The 16,260-nt window shown below is 70.7% G+C and carries 15 protein-coding genes; 7 read left to right on the forward strand and 8 right to left on the reverse strand.

Features of this window, described 5'->3' with window-relative positions; translation table 11 throughout:
* Positions 1 to 98: 98 nt before the first annotated feature.
* Genes BL253_RS12150 through BL253_RS12160 form a run of 3 tightly spaced genes read right to left on the reverse strand, consistent with a single transcriptional unit; the run spans position 99 to position 2,936 of the window.
* Positions 99 to 980 (reverse strand): NAD(P)-dependent oxidoreductase, encoded by an 882-nt coding sequence (locus BL253_RS12150; protein WP_241834730.1) that lies wholly within the window; start codon positions 978 to 980, stop codon positions 99 to 101.
* A gap of 2 nt (positions 981 to 982) precedes the next feature.
* Positions 983 to 1,420 carry a carboxymuconolactone decarboxylase family protein gene (locus BL253_RS12155; RefSeq protein ID WP_081438252.1) on the reverse strand — a complete coding sequence of 146 codons (438 nt, stop codon included), beginning with the start codon at positions 1,418 to 1,420 and terminating at the stop codon, positions 983 to 985.
* Positions 1,421 to 1,457: 37 nt separating this feature from the next.
* Entirely contained in the window at positions 1,458 to 2,936 is a 1,479-nt protein-coding gene (locus BL253_RS12160) for an aldehyde dehydrogenase family protein (RefSeq protein WP_241834731.1), read from the reverse strand.
* A gap of 548 nt (positions 2,937 to 3,484) precedes the next feature.
* Here BL253_RS12160 and BL253_RS12165 point away from each other — a divergent pair.
* From BL253_RS12165 to BL253_RS12190, 6 genes are all read left to right on the forward strand, one after another.
* Positions 3,485 to 4,696, forward strand: a complete 1,212-nt coding sequence (locus BL253_RS12165) for a metal-dependent hydrolase family protein (RefSeq protein WP_076816579.1) — start codon at positions 3,485 to 3,487, stop codon at positions 4,694 to 4,696.
* A 28-nt stretch (positions 4,697 to 4,724) separates the two neighbouring features.
* Positions 4,725 to 5,261 (forward strand): nuclear transport factor 2 family protein, encoded by a 537-nt coding sequence (locus BL253_RS12170; RefSeq protein ID WP_241834732.1) that lies wholly within the window; start codon positions 4,725 to 4,727, stop codon positions 5,259 to 5,261.
* Complete coding sequence (locus BL253_RS12175) at positions 5,258 to 6,442, forward strand: acyl-CoA dehydrogenase family protein (RefSeq protein WP_241834733.1); 1,185 nt, start codon at positions 5,258 to 5,260, stop codon at positions 6,440 to 6,442. Before BL253_RS12170 ends, BL253_RS12175 begins: the two co-directional genes overlap by 4 nt.
* A gap of 2 nt (positions 6,443 to 6,444) precedes the next feature.
* Positions 6,445 to 7,263: an acyl-CoA dehydrogenase family protein gene (locus tag BL253_RS12180; protein ID WP_076816438.1), complete on the forward strand. Its 819-nt coding sequence runs from the start codon at positions 6,445 to 6,447 to the stop codon at positions 7,261 to 7,263.
* A gap of 266 nt (positions 7,264 to 7,529) precedes the next feature.
* A complete protein-coding gene (locus BL253_RS12185) occupies positions 7,530 to 7,946 on the forward strand; it encodes a Zn-ribbon domain-containing OB-fold protein (RefSeq protein WP_076816439.1) in 417 nt (138 codons plus the stop codon).
* Between the two features lie 33 nt (positions 7,947 to 7,979).
* On the forward strand, positions 7,980 to 9,125 hold the full coding sequence (locus tag BL253_RS12190; RefSeq protein WP_076816441.1) for a thiolase family protein: 1,146 nt from the start codon (positions 7,980 to 7,982) through the stop codon (positions 9,123 to 9,125).
* 117 nt (positions 9,126 to 9,242) lie between these two features.
* Here BL253_RS12190 and BL253_RS12195 read toward each other — a convergent pair whose 3' ends face one another.
* The 3 genes from BL253_RS12195 to BL253_RS12205 form a co-directional block, all read right to left on the reverse strand.
* Positions 9,243 to 10,040, reverse strand: coding sequence for an enoyl-CoA hydratase (locus BL253_RS12195; protein ID WP_076816443.1), 798 nt, complete (start codon positions 10,038 to 10,040; stop codon positions 9,243 to 9,245).
* Between the two features lie 112 nt (positions 10,041 to 10,152).
* Positions 10,153 to 11,328: an acyl-CoA dehydrogenase family protein gene (locus tag BL253_RS12200; protein WP_076816444.1), complete on the reverse strand. Its 1,176-nt coding sequence runs from the start codon at positions 11,326 to 11,328 to the stop codon at positions 10,153 to 10,155.
* On the reverse strand, positions 11,312 to 12,370 hold the full coding sequence (locus BL253_RS12205) for an acyl-CoA dehydrogenase family protein (protein ID WP_076816446.1): 1,059 nt from the start codon (positions 12,368 to 12,370) through the stop codon (positions 11,312 to 11,314). The genes BL253_RS12200 and BL253_RS12205 overlap by 17 nt, the downstream gene beginning before the upstream one ends.
* A 202-nt stretch (positions 12,371 to 12,572) precedes the next feature.
* On the opposite strand from BL253_RS12205, the gene BL253_RS12210 reads away from it, so the two are divergent.
* A complete protein-coding gene (locus BL253_RS12210) occupies positions 12,573 to 13,238 on the forward strand; it encodes a TetR/AcrR family transcriptional regulator (protein WP_076816448.1) in 666 nt (221 codons plus the stop codon).
* A 30-nt stretch (positions 13,239 to 13,268) separates the two neighbouring features.
* Here BL253_RS12210 and BL253_RS12215 read toward each other — a convergent pair whose 3' ends face one another.
* Together BL253_RS12215 and BL253_RS12220 are read right to left on the reverse strand one after the other, a co-directional pair.
* Positions 13,269 to 14,555, reverse strand: a complete 1,287-nt coding sequence (locus BL253_RS12215) for an ABC transporter substrate-binding protein (RefSeq protein WP_076816450.1) — start codon at positions 14,553 to 14,555, stop codon at positions 13,269 to 13,271.
* Positions 14,556 to 14,843: 288 nt separating this feature from the next.
* Entirely contained in the window at positions 14,844 to 16,133 is a 1,290-nt protein-coding gene (locus BL253_RS12220) for an ABC transporter substrate-binding protein (RefSeq protein ID WP_076816452.1), read from the reverse strand.
* Positions 16,134 to 16,260: the final 127 nt, after the last annotated feature.

Genomic DNA, 16,260 nt, shown 5'->3' on the forward strand with positions numbered 1-16,260 from the left:
CGTCAGGCCGGGCTCCGGGCAGGCCGGGCTCCGGRCAGGCCGGGCTCCGGTCAGACCAGGCTCGCGTCAGACCGGGCTCCGGTCACGCTGAACTCCTGTCAGGCGGTGCCCTCGGCGGAGGGGGTGCCCTCGACGAAGGGGTAGATGCGGGTGAAGTCGACCCCCGGCTCGGCCGCGGCGAAGCGCTTCCAGATGTCCTCGGTCGTCGCCCCCACGGTGTCCGGAGCGGCGGCCTCGCGGACCTCGGCCAGGTAGAGGCGGACGTCCTTGGCCATGAGGGTGTTGGCGAAGCCGGAGCCGTAGCGGCCGGTGAGGACGTCGTTCGGGAACTTGTCGTCGGTCGCGGCGCTGCGGCCGCTGGAGGTGTTGAGGACCTCGATCATGGTCTTCATGTCGAGGCCGGCCCTGACGCCGAACGCGACGGCCTCGCTGGTGGCGGCCAGCGCCGTGGCGGACAGGAAGTTGTTCGCGAGCTTCAGCGCCTGGCCGAGGCCGGCGCGGTCACCGACGCGGCGGATCTTGTCGGACAGCCCGGTGAGCACGGGGTAGACGGCCTGGACGGCGTCGTCGGGGCCCGCGTACATGACCGCGAGCTTGCGGGCCCTGGCGCCGGCCACGCCGCCCGACACGGGCGCGTCGACGTAGCCGATGCCCGCGGCGGTGAGCAGCTCGGTGATACGGCCGGCCGCGGCGACACCGATCGTCGACGTGTCGATGATGTGGGCGACGCGGCGCTCGGCCGTGCCGGCGATCTCGGCGGCGACCTTCTCGGAGACGGTGCCGTCCGGGAGGCTGAACACGACGATGTCGGCCTCGCGTGCCACCTCGGCCAGGTCGGCCGCGAACCTGGCGCGCTCGGGCGCCCGGTCCGGGCCGGCCACGTCGTAGGCGATGACGTCGAAGCCGTACCTGACGAGATTGTCGGCGAGCGCGGCGCCCATGTTGCCGAGGCCGACGAAGCCAACGGTGGGGGAGGCCATTGTCACGCTCCCTCGCCGGACGCGGACCCGCCCGGAGCGGCCGGAGCGGCGGTGGCGGCCGCCTCGTCCGCCGCGCGGGCGGCGCGGACCTCGCGCAGGGAGCGGCGGGCGGAGATCGCCGCGGGCGCGCCGCAGTAGGCGGCGACCTGGAAGAGCAGCTCGTCGAGCTCGGCGTCGGTCACGCCGGTGCGCGCCTGCGCGCCGGCGTGCAGGCGGAACTCCTCCATCCGGCCGAGAGCGGCCGTCATCGCCAGGACCAGCAGGCTGCGGTCCCGGTTGGAGAGGGCTCCGCCACGAGTCCAGACGCCCCAGGCCTGACGGGTGATGTGGTCGGAGAACTCGCGCGCGACCGGATCGGTCTCGCTCGTCTGCGCGTCGACGTAGGCGTCGCCCAGCATGGCCCTGCGCAGCGCGTACGCGTCGCTCAGCGCGTCATCCACGGTCCGTGCTCCTTCGCTCTGGCCCAGGAAGATCGTTCTAGCCCAGGGAGAGGCTGATGGTCTTGGTCTGGGCGTAGTCGTGCAGGGCCTCGAGGCCCTTCTCGCGGCCGTAGCCGCTGCTCTTGTAGCCGCCGAACGGCGTCTCGATGGTCAGCGGGCCGCCGTTGACGGCGACCTGGCCGGCCTGGATCCCCTCGGCGAGCCGCAGGCCCCGGGCGACGTCACCGCTCCACACGCTCGCGACCAGGCCGTAGTCGGAGTCGTTCGCCATGGCGAGCGCGTCGGCCTCGTCGGAGAACCGGCGGGTGACGAGGACCGGCCCGAAGACCTCCTCGCGGGCGAGCGGGTGCGTCGGCGGGACGTCGGCGTAGACGGTCGGGCGCACGTACTGACCGGCCGCGCCCGGGCCGTCGTCGTAGGCGGCGCCTCCGGTCAGCGGGGTGAGGCCATCCCGCGCGGCCTGGGCGAAGGCGGCGAGCACCTTGTCGAACTGCGCCTCGGTGATGATCGGCCCGAAGTCGACGCCCGGCCGGAGCCTCTCGAGCCGTTCGACGACGCGCGCGACGACCTCGTCGTGGACCGAGTCCTCGACGAGCAGGCGGGTCGTGGCCGAGCAGACCTGGCCGGAGTTCGCCTGGATCGCGCCGGCAGCCGCCGCGGCGGCGCGGTCGAGGTCCGCGTCGGCGAAGACGACGACCGGGGACTTGCCACCGAGCTCCAGCGTCACCGGGATCAGCCGGTCGCCCGCGACCCCGGCCAGGTGGCGCCCGGTGAGGACGGAGCCCGTGAACGCCACCTTGCGCACCAGCGGGTGGGCGGCCAGTGGGCCGCCGACCTCGGGTCCGGTGCCGGTGACCACGTTGAGCAGCCCGTCCGGCAGCCCGGCCTCGGTCGCGAGCCGGGCGAGGCGCACCGTCGATGTCGAGGTGAACTCGCTCGGCTTGGCGACGACGGCGTTGCCGACGGCCAGCGCCGGGGCGAGCGCGCGGCTCGCCTGGTTCAGCGGCAGGTTCCACGGGGTGATCGCGCCGATGACGCCATAGGGCTCGAGCCGGGTGTAGGCGTGCGCCCCGGCGCCGAGGTCGATCGTGCGGCCGTGCAGCGCGCGCAGCACACCGGCGTAGTACCGGAAGTACGCGACGGACATGTCGATCTCGAGCTTCAGCTGGCCGTCGGTCTTGCCGGTGGTGGCCCGCTCCAGCTCGGTGAGTTCCGCCGCCCCGGCCGCCATCGCGTCGGCGACCGCGTGCAGGACGTCCGCGCGTTCGGCCGCCGGCCGGGCGGCCCACGCGGGCCAGGCGGCCGACGCCGCGGCGACGGCGAGCTCGACGTCGGCCGCGGTGCCGGCGGCGATCTCGTCGCCCGGTTCGCGGGTCGCCGGGCTGCGGGTGGGGAAGTAGGCCCCGCCCGCGGGGGGCACCGCCGCGCCGTTGATCCAGTGCTCGTGCCGCCGCGGCGGCGCGGCGGGCGCGCTCGTCGCGCCGGTGGCCGTGCCAGTGATGTCGGTGATGCTCACCGGGCTACCTTCCCTTCCACACCGGCAGGCGGTGTTCGGCGAACGCGCGGGCGCCCTCCTGGGCGTCCTGGCTCGCGAACACCGCGTCGATCTCCGCCGGGTCGGCCCAGCGTCGCTCACGCATCATCTTCTTCGTGACCTCGACGCCGAGCGGGGCCGTTGGCGGCTGTACCCGTCGCCAACGCCGCTGCCTCGGTGAGAACTTCCTCGACCGCCCGTCCGTCGGGGCGTCCGACGGCCCCGCGTCGGCACGTGGACCGTCCCGGGCGCCGCTGGTCGAGTCGGTTCTCGTATAGGGAAACTAGCTTCTCGTCCTGCGAGAATCAACCGCGCAATCGATCTTCGGTGCCGTGGCGCCCCCACACCCGGCCCGGTTCGCGCTGGTCGAGGRCTCGCCGCCGCCGGCGGGCCACCCGGGGCTCGGGACCGGGACGTTTGACGCGGCGGCGCACCGCGTGAAAATCTGGCACTCAAGTCTGAGAACGTGATTCTCCAAACCTGGCTGGTCTTATCCTGGCTGGGCTCGAAGGGAAGAGGTGAGCGCCTCCATGCTGACCCTCAAGGCTGCGGGCCTGCTGGACGTCGACCATGGCGAGATCATCCGGCCGGGAATCCTGAAGGTCGACGGCGAGTACATCGTCGGCGTGGGCGGTCAGCCCGAGGGCGAGGTCATCGACCTCGGCGACCTGATCCTCGTGCCCGGCCTGATGGACATGGAGCTGAACCTCCTGATGGGCGGCCCCGGTGAGAACCAGTTCACCGGGCAGATGCGCGACGACCCGCCGCTGCGGATGATGCGCGCCACCCAGAACGCCCGCCGCACCCTGCGGGCCGGCTTCACCACCGTGCGCAACCTCGGTCTGTTCTGCAAGACCGGCGGCTACCTGCTCGACGTGGCGCTGATGAAGGCGATCGACTCCGGCTGGGTCGACGGCCCGCGGATCGTGCCCGCCGGCCACGCCATCACCCCGACCGGCGGCCACCTCGACCCGACGATGTTCGGCCAGTTCGCGCCGCACGTCCTGCAGCTCACCGTCGAGGAGGGCCTCGCGAACGGCGTCGACGAGGTCATCAAGGCCGTCCGCCACCAGATCAAGCACGGCGCCCAGGTCATCAAGATGTGCGGCTCGGGCGGCACCATGACGCTCACCGGCCCGGCGGGCGCGAAGCACTACTCCGACGCGGAGGTGCTCGCGATCACGGACGAGGCGCACCGGCGCGGACTGCGGGTCGCGGCGCACACCCACGGCTCGGAGGCCGTGACCCAGATGGTCGAGTGTGGCGTCGACTGCATCGAGCACGCCTTCATGATCGACGACGACACGATCAACCTGATGGTCAAGCGGGGCACCTACCTGGTCGCGACCCAGGCGCTGATCGACGGCATGGAGGTACTGAAGTCCTCCGACCCGAGGATCCAGGCGAAGGCCGCCCGGGACTGGCCGAGGGCCAAGGCGTCGATCCGCAACGCGATCGAGGCCGGCGTGAAGATCGCCATCGGCTCGGACGCGCCCGCGATCCCGCACGGCAAGAACGGCAACGAGCTGGTCACCATGGTCGACCGCGGCATGACTCCGCTGCAGGCGATCCAGGCCGCGACCATCGTCGGCGCCGACCTGATCGACGTCACCGACCGGGGCCGGCTGGCCGAGGGCCTGCTCGCCGACGTGATCGCCGTGCGCGACAACCCCCTCGAGGAAATCCGGGTCTTCACCCGCGTCCCCTTCGTGATGAAGGGCGGTAAGCAGTTTGTCTACTGAGCCCAAGACCAGCGCGCTGGAGACACCGTTGTCTGAGAACCCGTTGTCCGAGAGCCCAGCACCCACGAGCCCAGCGCCCGAGAATCCGGTGTTCGAGAGCCCGACGGGCGCGCATCCGGTGCCCGGTACCGCGCCGGCGAAGCCGAGCCGCGTCGAGGATCTCGTCGAGATCCAGCAGACCCTCGCTCGCTACGCGGTGACCATCACCCAGGGCGACATCGACGGCCTGGTGAAGGTCTTCACCCCGGACGGCACCTACACCGCCTTCGGCGACACGTTCGCGCTGAAGGACTTCCCCACGCTGGTGGCCGCTGCCCCCAAGGGCCTGTTCCTGACCGGCACGTCGGCGATCGACTTCGCCGACGACGGCGTCAACGCGACCGGCACCCAGCCGCTGTGCTTCATCGAGCACGCCAAGCACGACATGCGCATCGGCTACTACAAGGACACCTACCTGCGCACGGCCGAGGGCTGGCGGCTGCGGACCAGGGCCATGACGTTCATCCGGCGCAGCGGCGTGCACGACCACGGCATCCCGCACGTCATCGAGCGGATCAACCAGTGACCGCTGAGACCAGCCTGGTGCCCGCCGGGTTCACCCCGCCGGTCGACGGGGAGACGGTCAGCGTCGAGGACTTCCGCGCCGCGGTGCGGGCCTGGTTCGACGAGCACGCGGCGGCGCTGGCGAAGCCCGCGGATCACTCGCTCGAGGCCGAGGTCGCCCAGCTCGGCAAGGTCCGCCGGGCGCTGTTCGACGCCGGCTGGATGCGCTACGGCTGGCCCACCTCGGCCGGCGGCCTCGGGGGGCCGGACGTGCTGCGCGCCGTGCTCGGCGAGGAGGTGGCCTCCCGCGACCTGACCGACGCCACCAACTACTCCCTCATCGAGGTCCTCGCCCCCACGATGATCTCGTACGCGAAGGGGGAGCTGGCCGCGCAGATGCTGCCGCGGCTGCTGTCCGGGCGCGAGCAGTGGTGCCAGGGCTTCTCCGAGCCGGGCTCCGRCAGTGACCTGGCGTCGCTGACCACCCGCGCGGTCCGGCGCGAGGACGGCGCCTGGGTCGTGAACGGCCAGAAGGTCTGGACGAGCCTCGCGCAGTACGCGCGGCGCTGCGTCCTGCTCACCCGCACCRCCCCCGGTCACGGCGGCATCACCGCGTTCTTCGTCGACATGGACACCCCCGGCATCACCGTCCGCCCGCTGCGCACCATGCACGGCGTCGACGAGTTCGCCGAGGTGTTCTTCGACGACGTCGTCGTCCCGCACGAGCGGATGCTCGGCAACGAGGGCGACGGCTGGAGGCTCGCGAACGATCTGCTCCCGTACGAGCGGTCCACCTGTTTCTGGCACCGGATCACCTACCTGTTCACCCGGCTCGACAGACTGATCGTCGACGCGGACGCGGACGCGGACGGAAGCGAGCCGGCCGCGACCACGGACGCGGCCCTGGGCGCCGCCTACCTGGCGCTGCACACCGTCCGCTGCCGTTCGCGCAACACCCAGCGCCGGCTCGCCGCCGGCGCGAACCTGGGCCCGGAGACGTCGGTGGACAAGATCCTGCTGGCCACCGCTGAGCAGTTGCTGTCCAACACGGCACGCGACGTGCTGCCCGGCGTGATCGAGCTGGCCGAGAGCGACTGGCGCACCGAGTACCTGTACTCACGGGCGGCGACGATCTACGGCGGCACCGCCGAGATCCAGCGCAACATCGTCGCCCGCCGCCTGCTGAACCTGGGCAAGGAGTAGCAGTGGACGCGGAGGAACGGGAACTTCTCGCCGAGGCGCTACGCGGAACCATGACCGCGACCCCGCCGGGCGCCGCGCTCGACGCGGCCCTGGCCGAGCTGGGCTGGGAGGATCTGCTCGCCGACGAGCCCGACGTCGCTGTCCCGTTGGTCTTCTCACTGCTGGGGGAGACGGGCGCGCACGCTTCGCTGCTCAACGACGTGCTGCTGGTCGCCGCCGGTCAGCCGGGCGGTGGCGTCGTGGCACTGCCCTACGCCGGCGGCCGGCAGGTCGTCTGGGAGCGCGCGGACGCGGCTGGCGATGGCGAGGTGCTCGACGCGGCGCTGCCGCTGCGGGCCGTGGATCCGGACGTGGCCGACGGCGGGAAGGCCGCCGCGGACCCGGCGGCGCTCGCCGCGGGCCGACGGGCGCTGGGCTGGTGGCTCGTCGGCACCGGGCGGGCGATGCTCGACCTCGCCCGGACGCACGCGCTCGACCGCGCCCAGTTCGGCAAGCCGATCGCGGGGTTCCAGGCGGTGCGCCACCGACTCGCGGAGACCCACGTCGCCCTGGAGGGCGCCGAGGCCACGCTGACGGTCGCCGAGGAGGAGCTGGGCTCCCTGCTCGCCAAGGCGTCCGCCGGCCAGGCGGCGCTCGACGCCGCCCGTCACTGCCAGCAGGTCCTCGGCGGTATCGGCTTCACCGCCGAGCACGCCCTGCACCACCACATCCGGCGGGCCCTGGTCCTCGACGGTCTGCTGGGCAACTCCCGAGAGCTGACCCGCCAGGCCGGGGCGTTCATCCGTGCCCAGCGCACCGCACCGCGGCTCGCCCAGCTGTAGCCAGGCCCAGCACCGTGTCTGTCCGTGGCGTGGCCACCCCGACGGCAGCGATCGTCGGGGTGGCCGGCCGCCCGTCCGCCAGTGTCAGGAATGGTGGCACGGGATGCGGGCACCAACGTTGGCGCCGTCGCCGGGGCGGCGTCGTGGTAACCGCCCGCCCGCTGCCCGGAAGGATTCCAGCCCGCCCTGTGCCGCACGGCACTTCCTGGCGATAATGGATATCGCTCCGGGCGAAAAGGTCGCCGGCCGGCAAGAAGGAGCGAAGAATGCAAAAGGCGCTTGCGCCCGAGATCTCGACCTGGCCCGCGGAGCAGCCGCGGCTCATCGGCAGCCGCTGCGGCGACTGCGGCGCCACGACGTTTCCCACCCAGGCGCGCTGCCCTCGGTGCAGTGGCGACAAGATGAGCGATCTGTTGCTGCCGCGTCGCGGCACCCTCGTCGCGTGGACGACCCAGGGCTTCGTCCCGAAGCTGCCCTACGCCGGCGGGGAGACGGCCAAGACCTTCAAGCCGTTCGGCGTCGGGCTGGTCCAGCTCGGCGACGTGATCCGCGTCGAGGGCCGGCTGACGGAGGCCGACCCGCAAAAGCTGGCGTTCGGCATGGACGTCGAGCTGGCGATGGTGCCGTTCTACACCGACGCCGACGGCAACGAAGTGATCACCTTTGCCTTTTCACCGGTCTGAGCCACGCCGAACGAGCCAGAGAGGAACTCCGAGATGAACGACGTCGCCATCATCGGCGTGGGCCTGCATCCGTTCGGTCGCTTCGGCGACAAGTCCGCCATGGAGATGGGTGCGGACGCCATCCACCTGGCGTTGAGGGATGCCGGCATTCAGTGGAAGGACGTCCAGTTCGGTGTCGGCGGCAGCCTGGAGGTCGCCAACCCGGACGCGGTGACGAGGCTCATCGGCCTGACCGGCATCCCGTTCACTGACGTGTTCAACGCGTGCGCGACCGCGGCCAGCGCCATCCAGYTGTGCGCCGACACGATCCGGCTTGGCAAGTACGACGTCGGGATCGCCGTGGGGATGGACAAGCATCCGCGCGGTGCGTTCACCGCCGACCCGTCGATGCTCGGCCTGCCGGCGTGGTACGCCGAGAACGGCCAGTTCGTCACCACGCAGTTCTTCGGGATAAAGGCCAACCGCTACATCCACGAGCACGGCATCTCGCAGCGGACGCTGGCGAAGGTCGCCGCCAAGAACTACCGCAACGGCGTCCTCAACCCGAACGCGTTCCGGCGGAAGCCGATGAGCGAGGACGAGATCCTCGACTCGGCCATGCTCAACTACCCGTTGACGCAGTACATGTTCTGCTCACCGGACGAGGGCGCCGCCGCCACCATCATGTGCCGAGCCGACATCGCCCACCGGTTCACCTCGCGGCCGGTCTACCTTCGTGCCGCGGAGATCCGCACCCGTCGTTTCGGCGCCTACGAGGTGCACAGCACTTTCGCGCCGGTCGAGGAGGACGTCGCGCCGACCGTCTACGCCGCCCGTGCCGCTTTCGAGGCCGCTGGCGTCGGCCCGGAGGACGTCGACGTGCTCCAGCTTCAGGACACGGATGCGGGCGCGGAGATCATCCACATGGCCGAGTGCGGCTTCTGCGCCGACGGCGACCAGGAGAAGCTGCTCGCCGAGGGCGCGACGGAGATCAACGGCCGGATGCCGGTCAACACCGATGGCGGCCTCATCGCCAACGGCGAGCCGATCGGCGCGTCCGGGCTCCGCCAGGTGCACGAGCTGGTCCGCCAGCTGCGTGGCGAGGCGGGGGACCGTCAGGTCGGCGGCAACCCGCGTGCCGGGTTCGCGCAGGTCTACGGCGCTCCGGGCACCGCCGCGGCGACCGTGCTCACCGTCTGATCGACCCGGCGGCACGCGCGCGGCGGTCGCCGCGGACGTGAAAGGGCAGCCGGCCGCGGCGACTCGGCGACCGGCTGCCCGGTGGATGTGCCGGCCCGCCGTCCGGCCCGGTGGTGGTCAGTTGGCGGACTTGATCTCGGTCTTCATCTGGTCGAGGCCAGCCAGAACCGGCCAGCCGCTGACGGACAGGGCGTTGCCGTGACCGGTCTGGTGGATGTCGAAGACCGACTGGACGGCGGCGTAGAAGCCCTGGATGTCCAGGGTCTGGTTGACGGCCCTCTTGGCCTGGCGCAGCCCGAAGGACGGCATCCTGGCGATCTGGGCAGCCAGCGCCCGTGTCTCGGAGTCCAGGTCGGCCCGCGGGACGACCTTGTTGACCATCCCGACCTTCTCCGCCTCCTCGGCGGTGACGGCCCGGCCGGTGAACAGGATCTCCTTGGCCTTGCGCGGCCCGAGCTCCCAGGTGTGGCCGTGGTACTCGACGCCGCCGATACCCATCGCGACCACCGGGTCGGAGAACTTCGCGTCGTCCGCCGCGACGATCAGGTCGCACGGCCAGCACAGCAGCAGCGCGCCGGCGATGCAGCGGCCCTGGACCGCCGCGATCGACGGCTTCGGAATGTTGCGCCAGCGCATCGAGAACTCGAGGTAGCGCCGGGCCTCTGTCTGGTAGATGAGCTCGAGTGTGACCTTGTCGGAGGTGGCACCCGGGATGGCCGCCCTGATGTCGTGGCCGGCGGAGAAGTGCTTGCCCTCACCGCGCAGGATGATGACCTTCACATCCGGGTCTTCGGCCGCCTTGACCCAGGCGTCGTTGAGCTCCTCCAGAAGAGGGCCGTTCTGTGCGTTGGCGGCTTCCGGCCGGTTCAACGTGATCGTCGCGATGTTGTCGGCGACGTCGTAGAGAATGTACAAGTCGGTACTCCCATGACCGTTCGGCTGGTGGCCAAAGGCTGCGCGAAATGATCTTTCTTCGCGCACCCGGCGGCCGATGTCCTCGGGCCCYTGATGTTCAGCCCCTGACGGTTCAGACCCGGGGCAGGCCGAGGACCCGCTCGGCGACAATCGTGCGCTGGATCTCGGATGTCCCGCCAGCGATGGTGCCGGAGAAGCTGTGCGCGTACCGGTCGAACCAGCTGGCGAAGAACCAGTCGAGGTTCATGTGCTCGAAGGGCCTGGAGTGACCGTCGCGGGCCAGCCCGGCGGAGCCCTGGGCGAGCAACGCGTGGCGGGAGGCAGTGCGGACGGCCTCCGAGCCGAACAGCTTGAGCACCGAGATCGAGGCGACGTCCTCCTCGCCGCGCGCGGCGCGGGCCAGCGCGGCGGAGCCGAGCAGCCGCAGCGCCTGAGCGTCCATCGCGAGGGTGGCGTAGCGGTCGCGTTCCAGTGGCGTCGCGGGGCGGACGTCCGCGACCAGCTCGTCAAGCCGATCGGCGAAGCCGAGCCACAGCATGGTGCGCTCGTGGCCGAGCGAGCCGTTCGCGACGTGCCAGCCCTTGTTCAGCTGGCCGATCAGGTTCTCCGCCGGGACCCGGACGTCGTCGAAGAAGACCTCGTTGAAGTCGAGGTCGTCCGCGCCGATGATGGAGCCGAACGGCCGTCGGGTGATGCCGGGGAGGTCGGTCGGGATCACCAGGACGCTGATGCCCCTGTGCTTGGGCGCGTCCGGGTCGGTGCGCACGAACGTCAGCAGGATGTCCGCGTCGTGGGCCCCCGAGGTCCAGATCTTCTGCCCGTTGACCACGAAGTGGTCGCCGTCGAGCACCGCCCGGGTGCGCAGCCCGGCGAGGTCGGAGCCCGCGCCCGGCTCGCTCATGCCGAGCGCCGCCGTGATCTCGGCCTTGAGGATTGGCACCGCCCAGCGCCTCTTCTGCTCCTCGGTACCGAAGGTGAGCAGCGAGGCGGCGATGATGCCGAGGCCCTGCGGGTTGAAGCTGTGGTAGATGTGCCGCTTGCCCAGCTCCTCCAGGTGGACGAACTGCTGCAGCAGCGTGGCGTTCCGACCCCCGTACTCGGGCGGGTTGCCGGGCAGCAGCCAGCCGTTGTCGAACTGCAGCCGCTGCCAGCGCCTCGCCCAGGCCGGCATGTGCGCGGTGGAGGTGGGCCGCTCGGTGGTCTCCTCGACGCCGGGCAGGTTCGCGTCGAGGAAGGCCACGAACTCGGCGCGGAACGCCTCGACGTCGTCGTCAAACCGCAGCTGCATGACGCTCCTCCGAGGTGGTACCGGCCGCGGGGGCCGCCGCGCGGGCGTCGAGCAGCGCGTCGGTGACCCTGGCCCGGTGGACGTCGGCGCCGCCGAGCAGCAGCTCGCCCGACAGCGCCCGCTTCAGCGCGAACTGCAGGTCGTTCTCCCAGGTGAAACCCATGCCGCCGAACAGCTGGAAGCCGTTCTCGAACACGACCGTCGTGCACTCACCGGCGGCGGCCTTGGCCATCGCGGCGGCGGTCGCGCGCCGCGGGTCCTGTTCGGCGATCGTCAGCGCGGCGAAGTAGGCGAGCGCGGTCGCGCGCTCGATCGCCACGTGCATGTCGACGGCCTTGTGCTTGACGGCCTGGAACGAGCCGATCGGGACGCCGAACTGCTCGCGGGTACGCACATGGTCGAGCGTGAGGTCCAGAACCCGCCTGCAGGCGCCGACCATGGTCAGCGCGAGGCCGGTGAGCGCGATGTCGCGCGCGAGGCCGACGTCGGCGCGGGTCCGGCTCTCCTCGCCGACCCTGACCTGCCAGAAACTGACGTCGGCGACGTGCAGCAGCGGGTCGAAGACGTTCTCGCGGTGGACCGTCGCCTCGGTGGCGGGGACGGTGAACACCCCGGCGTCGGTGACCACGGCGAACCAGTCGGCGCGGTCGCCGTCGAGGACGTGATGGCCGGTGCCGTCGAGGATCCAGCCCTCGTCGCCGTGCGGGTCACGGTGGGCCGTGACGCCCTCGAGGACGGCGGTGCCGGTCTGGCCATCGGAGAGGACGCCCGGGGCGAGCGGGGTGAACCAGGTCATGGTCGCCAGGTAGGGCGTAGGATCAGTGGCCCGGCCGAGCTCCTCGAGGAGGATCGCGAGTTCGACCGCCTCCGCCGTCTCGGTCAGCTCGGTCCAGCCGAGGCCGGCGAAGGTCCGCCACAGCGGCCCCGGGTCCGCGCCCTGGTCGGCGACGGAACGGACCAGCGCGGGTGGGCACTCCTTCGCGAGAACATCGCGGATGGTCGTGCGCCACAGCTGCTGGTCGGAGTCCAGCTCAAAGAGCATGCCGGCTCCCGATGGTTGGTGGATTCTCAGCCACGGAGGGCCTCCTGACGGTATTCCGCCCGGACCCGATGGAGAATAACATTCTCCGAAGACGGAAGCATCGGTCTCGCGAGCGCCGCGGGCCAGGGGGGCGAGGAGTGCACATGGCTGTACGCACGCTGGGGAGTACGTTCTACTCATGGCGCACGACCAGGAGCTTGCTGTGAGCACGCTGAGCGAGGAACCGGCCTGGAAGCAGCGCGCTGTCGAGCGCTCCACCAAGGCCGCGCRCCAGCGCGCGGAGCGCAAGGTGCAGCAGTTCCTCGAGGCCGCCCAGGAGATCATTCTGGAGAAGGGGTCGACCGACTTCACCGTACAGGAGGTCRTCGACCGGTCGCGCCAGTCCCTGCGCAGCTTCTACCAGCACTTCGGCGGCAAGCACGAACTGCTGCTGGCGCTGTTCGAGAACGCCCTGCGCCGCTCCGCGGACGAGATCCRTGCCGCCGCGGCGGCCGAGGTCGACCCGCTGGCCGGGCTCGAGATCGCCGTCCGGATGTTGTTCGAGAGCTCGCTGCCGGATCCGTCCACCCGCCACCCGCTGTTCACGGACTTCGCCACGCAGCTGCTGATGACCTACCCGACCGAGGTCAGGTCCGCGCACGAGCCGATGCTCAGCGTGTTCGCGGAGCTGATGGCGCGCGTTGACGCGGTCGGCGAGCTCCGAGCGAGCCTGCGCCCGCGCCGGGCGGCCGCGATGGTCATGCAGTCGGTGATGTTCCTCGCCCAGTCGACCGTGGTCGCGGGGGTGACCGAGAGCGCTCACCCGCTCACGACGGACGAGGTGTGGGACTTCTGTTCGGGAGGGTTCGCCCGTCACACCGTGGCGTGACGGGCGAACCCGGGTCCCCTGGCCGCCGGGTCAGGGCTGCTGGTTCAGGGCGGTCATCTGCGCCCGGGTGATGATGTCTCCGCAGGTGGCCGTGGAGCTGGTCGGTTCGAACGCGGTGCCATCCTTGTTGATCTTGATGGCGTAGTAGCAGGTCGAGGTCTCGTGGAGGTTGGTGGACAGGTCAATGCTGGTGTCGGGGGTCAGGCCGGCGCCGTCGTAGTCCTTGACGGCCCGCAGGCTGGTGATGAAGGACTCCCGGGTGGGGCATTTCCCGGCGGCTTCGAGGCCGCGGATGAACAGGTCCGCCGAGATCCACCCGTCCACGGCGAGGTCCTGGGTCGGCGGTTGGATCTCGGGGGCGTAGTCGCTCATCGCCCGCACTAACTTCTGCTGGCCGGGGGTGTTCAGCTCGAACGGCTGGGTGGCGGTGAAGATGGTGACGCCGGCGATCGAGCGGCCGAACTGGGTGAGGTTGCTGTTGTCATAGCCCAGCGGCATCACCGCGACCTTGAGGCTGCCGCCGAGGGTGATGCCGAGCTTGGCCAGTTCGGGGAGCAGCTTGGCGGCGGCGTCCGGGAGCAGGACGCCGGAGAGGGCGTCGATGTTGTTCGCCTTGATCTGCTCGGCGAGGGCCTGGTAGCTCGTGATCTGGCCGGTGAGGAACRTCTTGACGACCTTGACGTCGTTTGCCTTCAGGCTCGCCGTGATCTGCGAGGCGAAGTCTCCGTTCCCGGCGGTCTGGGCGGTCGCGAAGAGGGCCGCGCGGGTGCCGCCCTGGTCATGGATGTACTTGCCCCAGGTGGTGCTGGAGCCGTCTCCGAGGTAGAACCACGAGAACATGTTGTTCATCCCCAGCCAGACCGGGTCGCTGGCGATGCCGGTGACGGGGATGTTGCGCTCCTGCAGGAGCTTGGCCGAGTCCCTGCCGCCGCCGGGGGCGTAGATGAGCCCGAAGATCTTCTCCTGGTCGAGGAGCTCCTGGACCATGGGCACGTTGAGGGCCGGGTCGCCYGCGTCGTCGCGCCAGGCGTAGCTGATCTTGCGGCCGTAGACGCCGCCGTCCTCCTCGTTGGCGACGTGGAGGCGGGCGTCCACGCCGGCCCGGAAGGAGCGCATGGTGGCGGCCCCCGGCCCGGAGTCGGTCCAGACCATCCCGGCCTTGACGCCGGTGGGCGTGATGCCGGGCACTGTGGTCGTGCACGCCCCGCCGGCTCCGCTGGCGCCTCCGTTGCCGCAGGCGGTCAGGGAGGCGGCCAGGCCGCCGGCGCTGACCGCGAGGGCGACCGCTCTCGATAATCGCTTGTTGGGCAGCGGCATACTGCGGCTCCTTCGGCATGATCGCGGCGGTGACCGCCCGGATGGGCGACCGCCGCCGCGCAGGAGAGGCCTCCCGCCGACGCCGGCCCGGTATCGCGTCCGAGATGGGGATCCGACGCGGGGGCGTGCCGGCCCAGGTGCGGTTGGCTCCTCCTAGTGAGGTCGATAGTCGTGAGCATTACCCTGGCGGAGCTCCGGGGCGCAGGCGTCTGCCGGCGTCCCGGAGCCGGTGCCCGGGATTCGTTGGCCCGCCTCCACCAGGAGGCCGGCCCGGCCGTCCCGTGATTGTCAGGGCTGCTGGTTCAGTGCGGCCATCTGCTGCATGGTGATGACGTCTCCACACATGGCGGTGGGACTGGTCGGCTGGAACCTGGAACCGTCGGGGCTGACCTTGATCCCGTAGTAGCAGGTCGAGGTCTCACGGAAGTTCGTGGACAGATCGTTGCTGGCATCCGGGCCCATGCCGGCCGCATCATAGTTCCTGACAGCCCGCAGGCCGGAGATGAACGACTCCCTGGTCGGGCACGGCCCGGCGGCTTGTAGGCCCCGGATGAACAGATCGGCCGAGATCCAGCCGTCGACGGCCGTGTCCTGGGTCGGTGGCTGGATCTCCGGGGAGTAGCTGCTCATCGCCTGCTTGAACGTCTGCTGGCCGGCGGTGTTGAGCTCGAAGGGCTGGGTGATCGTGAAGATGGACACGCCACCGAGCGCGGCGCCGAACTGGGCGAGATTGCTCCCGTCGTAGCCCAGGGGCATCACCGCGACCTTGAGGCTGCCGCCGAGGGTGACGCCGATTTTGGCGAGTTCGGGGAGCAGCTTCGCCGCGGTGTCCGGCAGCAGGACGCCGGTGAGGGCGTCGATGTTGTCCGCCTTGATCTGCTGGGCGAGAGTCTGGTAGCTCGTGATCTCACCGGTGTAGAACGTCCTGACGATCTTGACGTTGTTCGCCTTCAGGCTTGCCGAGATCTGCGCGGCGAAGTCCGTGTTCGAGCCGGTCTGAGCGGTGGAGAAGATGGCCGCGCGGGTTCCGCCTTGTTGCTGGACGTACTTTCCCCAGGTGGTGCTGGAGCCGTCGCCGCTGTAGTACCACGAGAACATGTTGTTTATCCCCAGCCAGACGGGGTCGCTTCCGAGCCCGGTGACGGGGATGTTGCGCTCCTGCAGAAGCTTGGCCGAATCCCGGCCGCCGCCCGGGGCGTAGATGAGCCCGAAGATCTTCTCCTGGTCGAGAAGTTCCTGGACCATGGGCACGTTGAGCGCGGGGTCGCCCGCGTCATCTCGCCAGGCATAAGTGATCTTGCGGCCGTAGGCGCCGCCGTCCTCGTCGTTGGCGACGCGGAGTCGGGCGTCCACGCCGGCCCGGAAGGCACGCAGGGCGGCGGCCCCCGGCCCGCTGTCGTTCCAGACCATCCCGGCCTTGACCTCGGTGGGCGTGATGCCGGGCACTGTGGCCGAGCACGCCCCGTCCGCTGCGCTCGCGCCTCCGTTACCGCAGGCGGTCAGGGAGGCGGCGAGGCCGCTGGCGCTGACCGCGAGCGTGGCTGCTCTTATTAATCGGCTCTTCGCCGGCGATAACATGCCGCGGCTCCTTCGGCGTATCGCGGCGGTGACTGTCCGGATGGGYAGGTGTCCGCCGTGCAGGGAGAGTCACCCATCGGCACAGTCTCTGTCTGCGCCGAAAATGATGATCCTGACGCGATGCCGC

The organism is Pseudofrankia asymbiotica (assembly GCF_001983105.1).
In the GTDB taxonomy this organism is placed as follows: Bacteria; Actinomycetota; Actinomycetes; order Frankiales; family Frankiaceae; genus Pseudofrankia; species Pseudofrankia asymbiotica.

Bases quoted from the DNA above. Each gene is read 5' to 3' on its own strand.
- BL253_RS12185 (WP_076816439.1), top strand. From the start codon at position 7,530: ATGCAAAAGGCGCTTGCGCCCGAGATCTCGACCTGGCCCGCGGAGCAG.
- BL253_RS12200 (WP_076816444.1), bottom strand. From the start codon at position 11,328: ATGCAGCTGCGGTTTGACGACGACGTCGAGGCGTTCCGCGCCGAGTTC.
- BL253_RS12220 (WP_076816452.1), bottom strand. From the start codon at position 16,133: ATGTTATCGCCGGCGAAGAGCCGATTAATAAGAGCAGCCACGCTCGCG.
- BL253_RS12150 (WP_241834730.1), bottom strand. From the start codon at position 980: ATGGCCTCCCCCACCGTTGGCTTCGTCGGCCTCGGCAACATGGGCGCC.
- BL253_RS12205 (WP_076816446.1), bottom strand. From the start codon at position 12,370: ATGCTCTTTGAGCTGGACTCCGACCAGCAGCTGTGGCGCACGACCATC.
- BL253_RS12165 (WP_076816579.1), top strand. From the start codon at position 3,485: ATGCTGACCCTCAAGGCTGCGGGCCTGCTGGACGTCGACCATGGCGAG.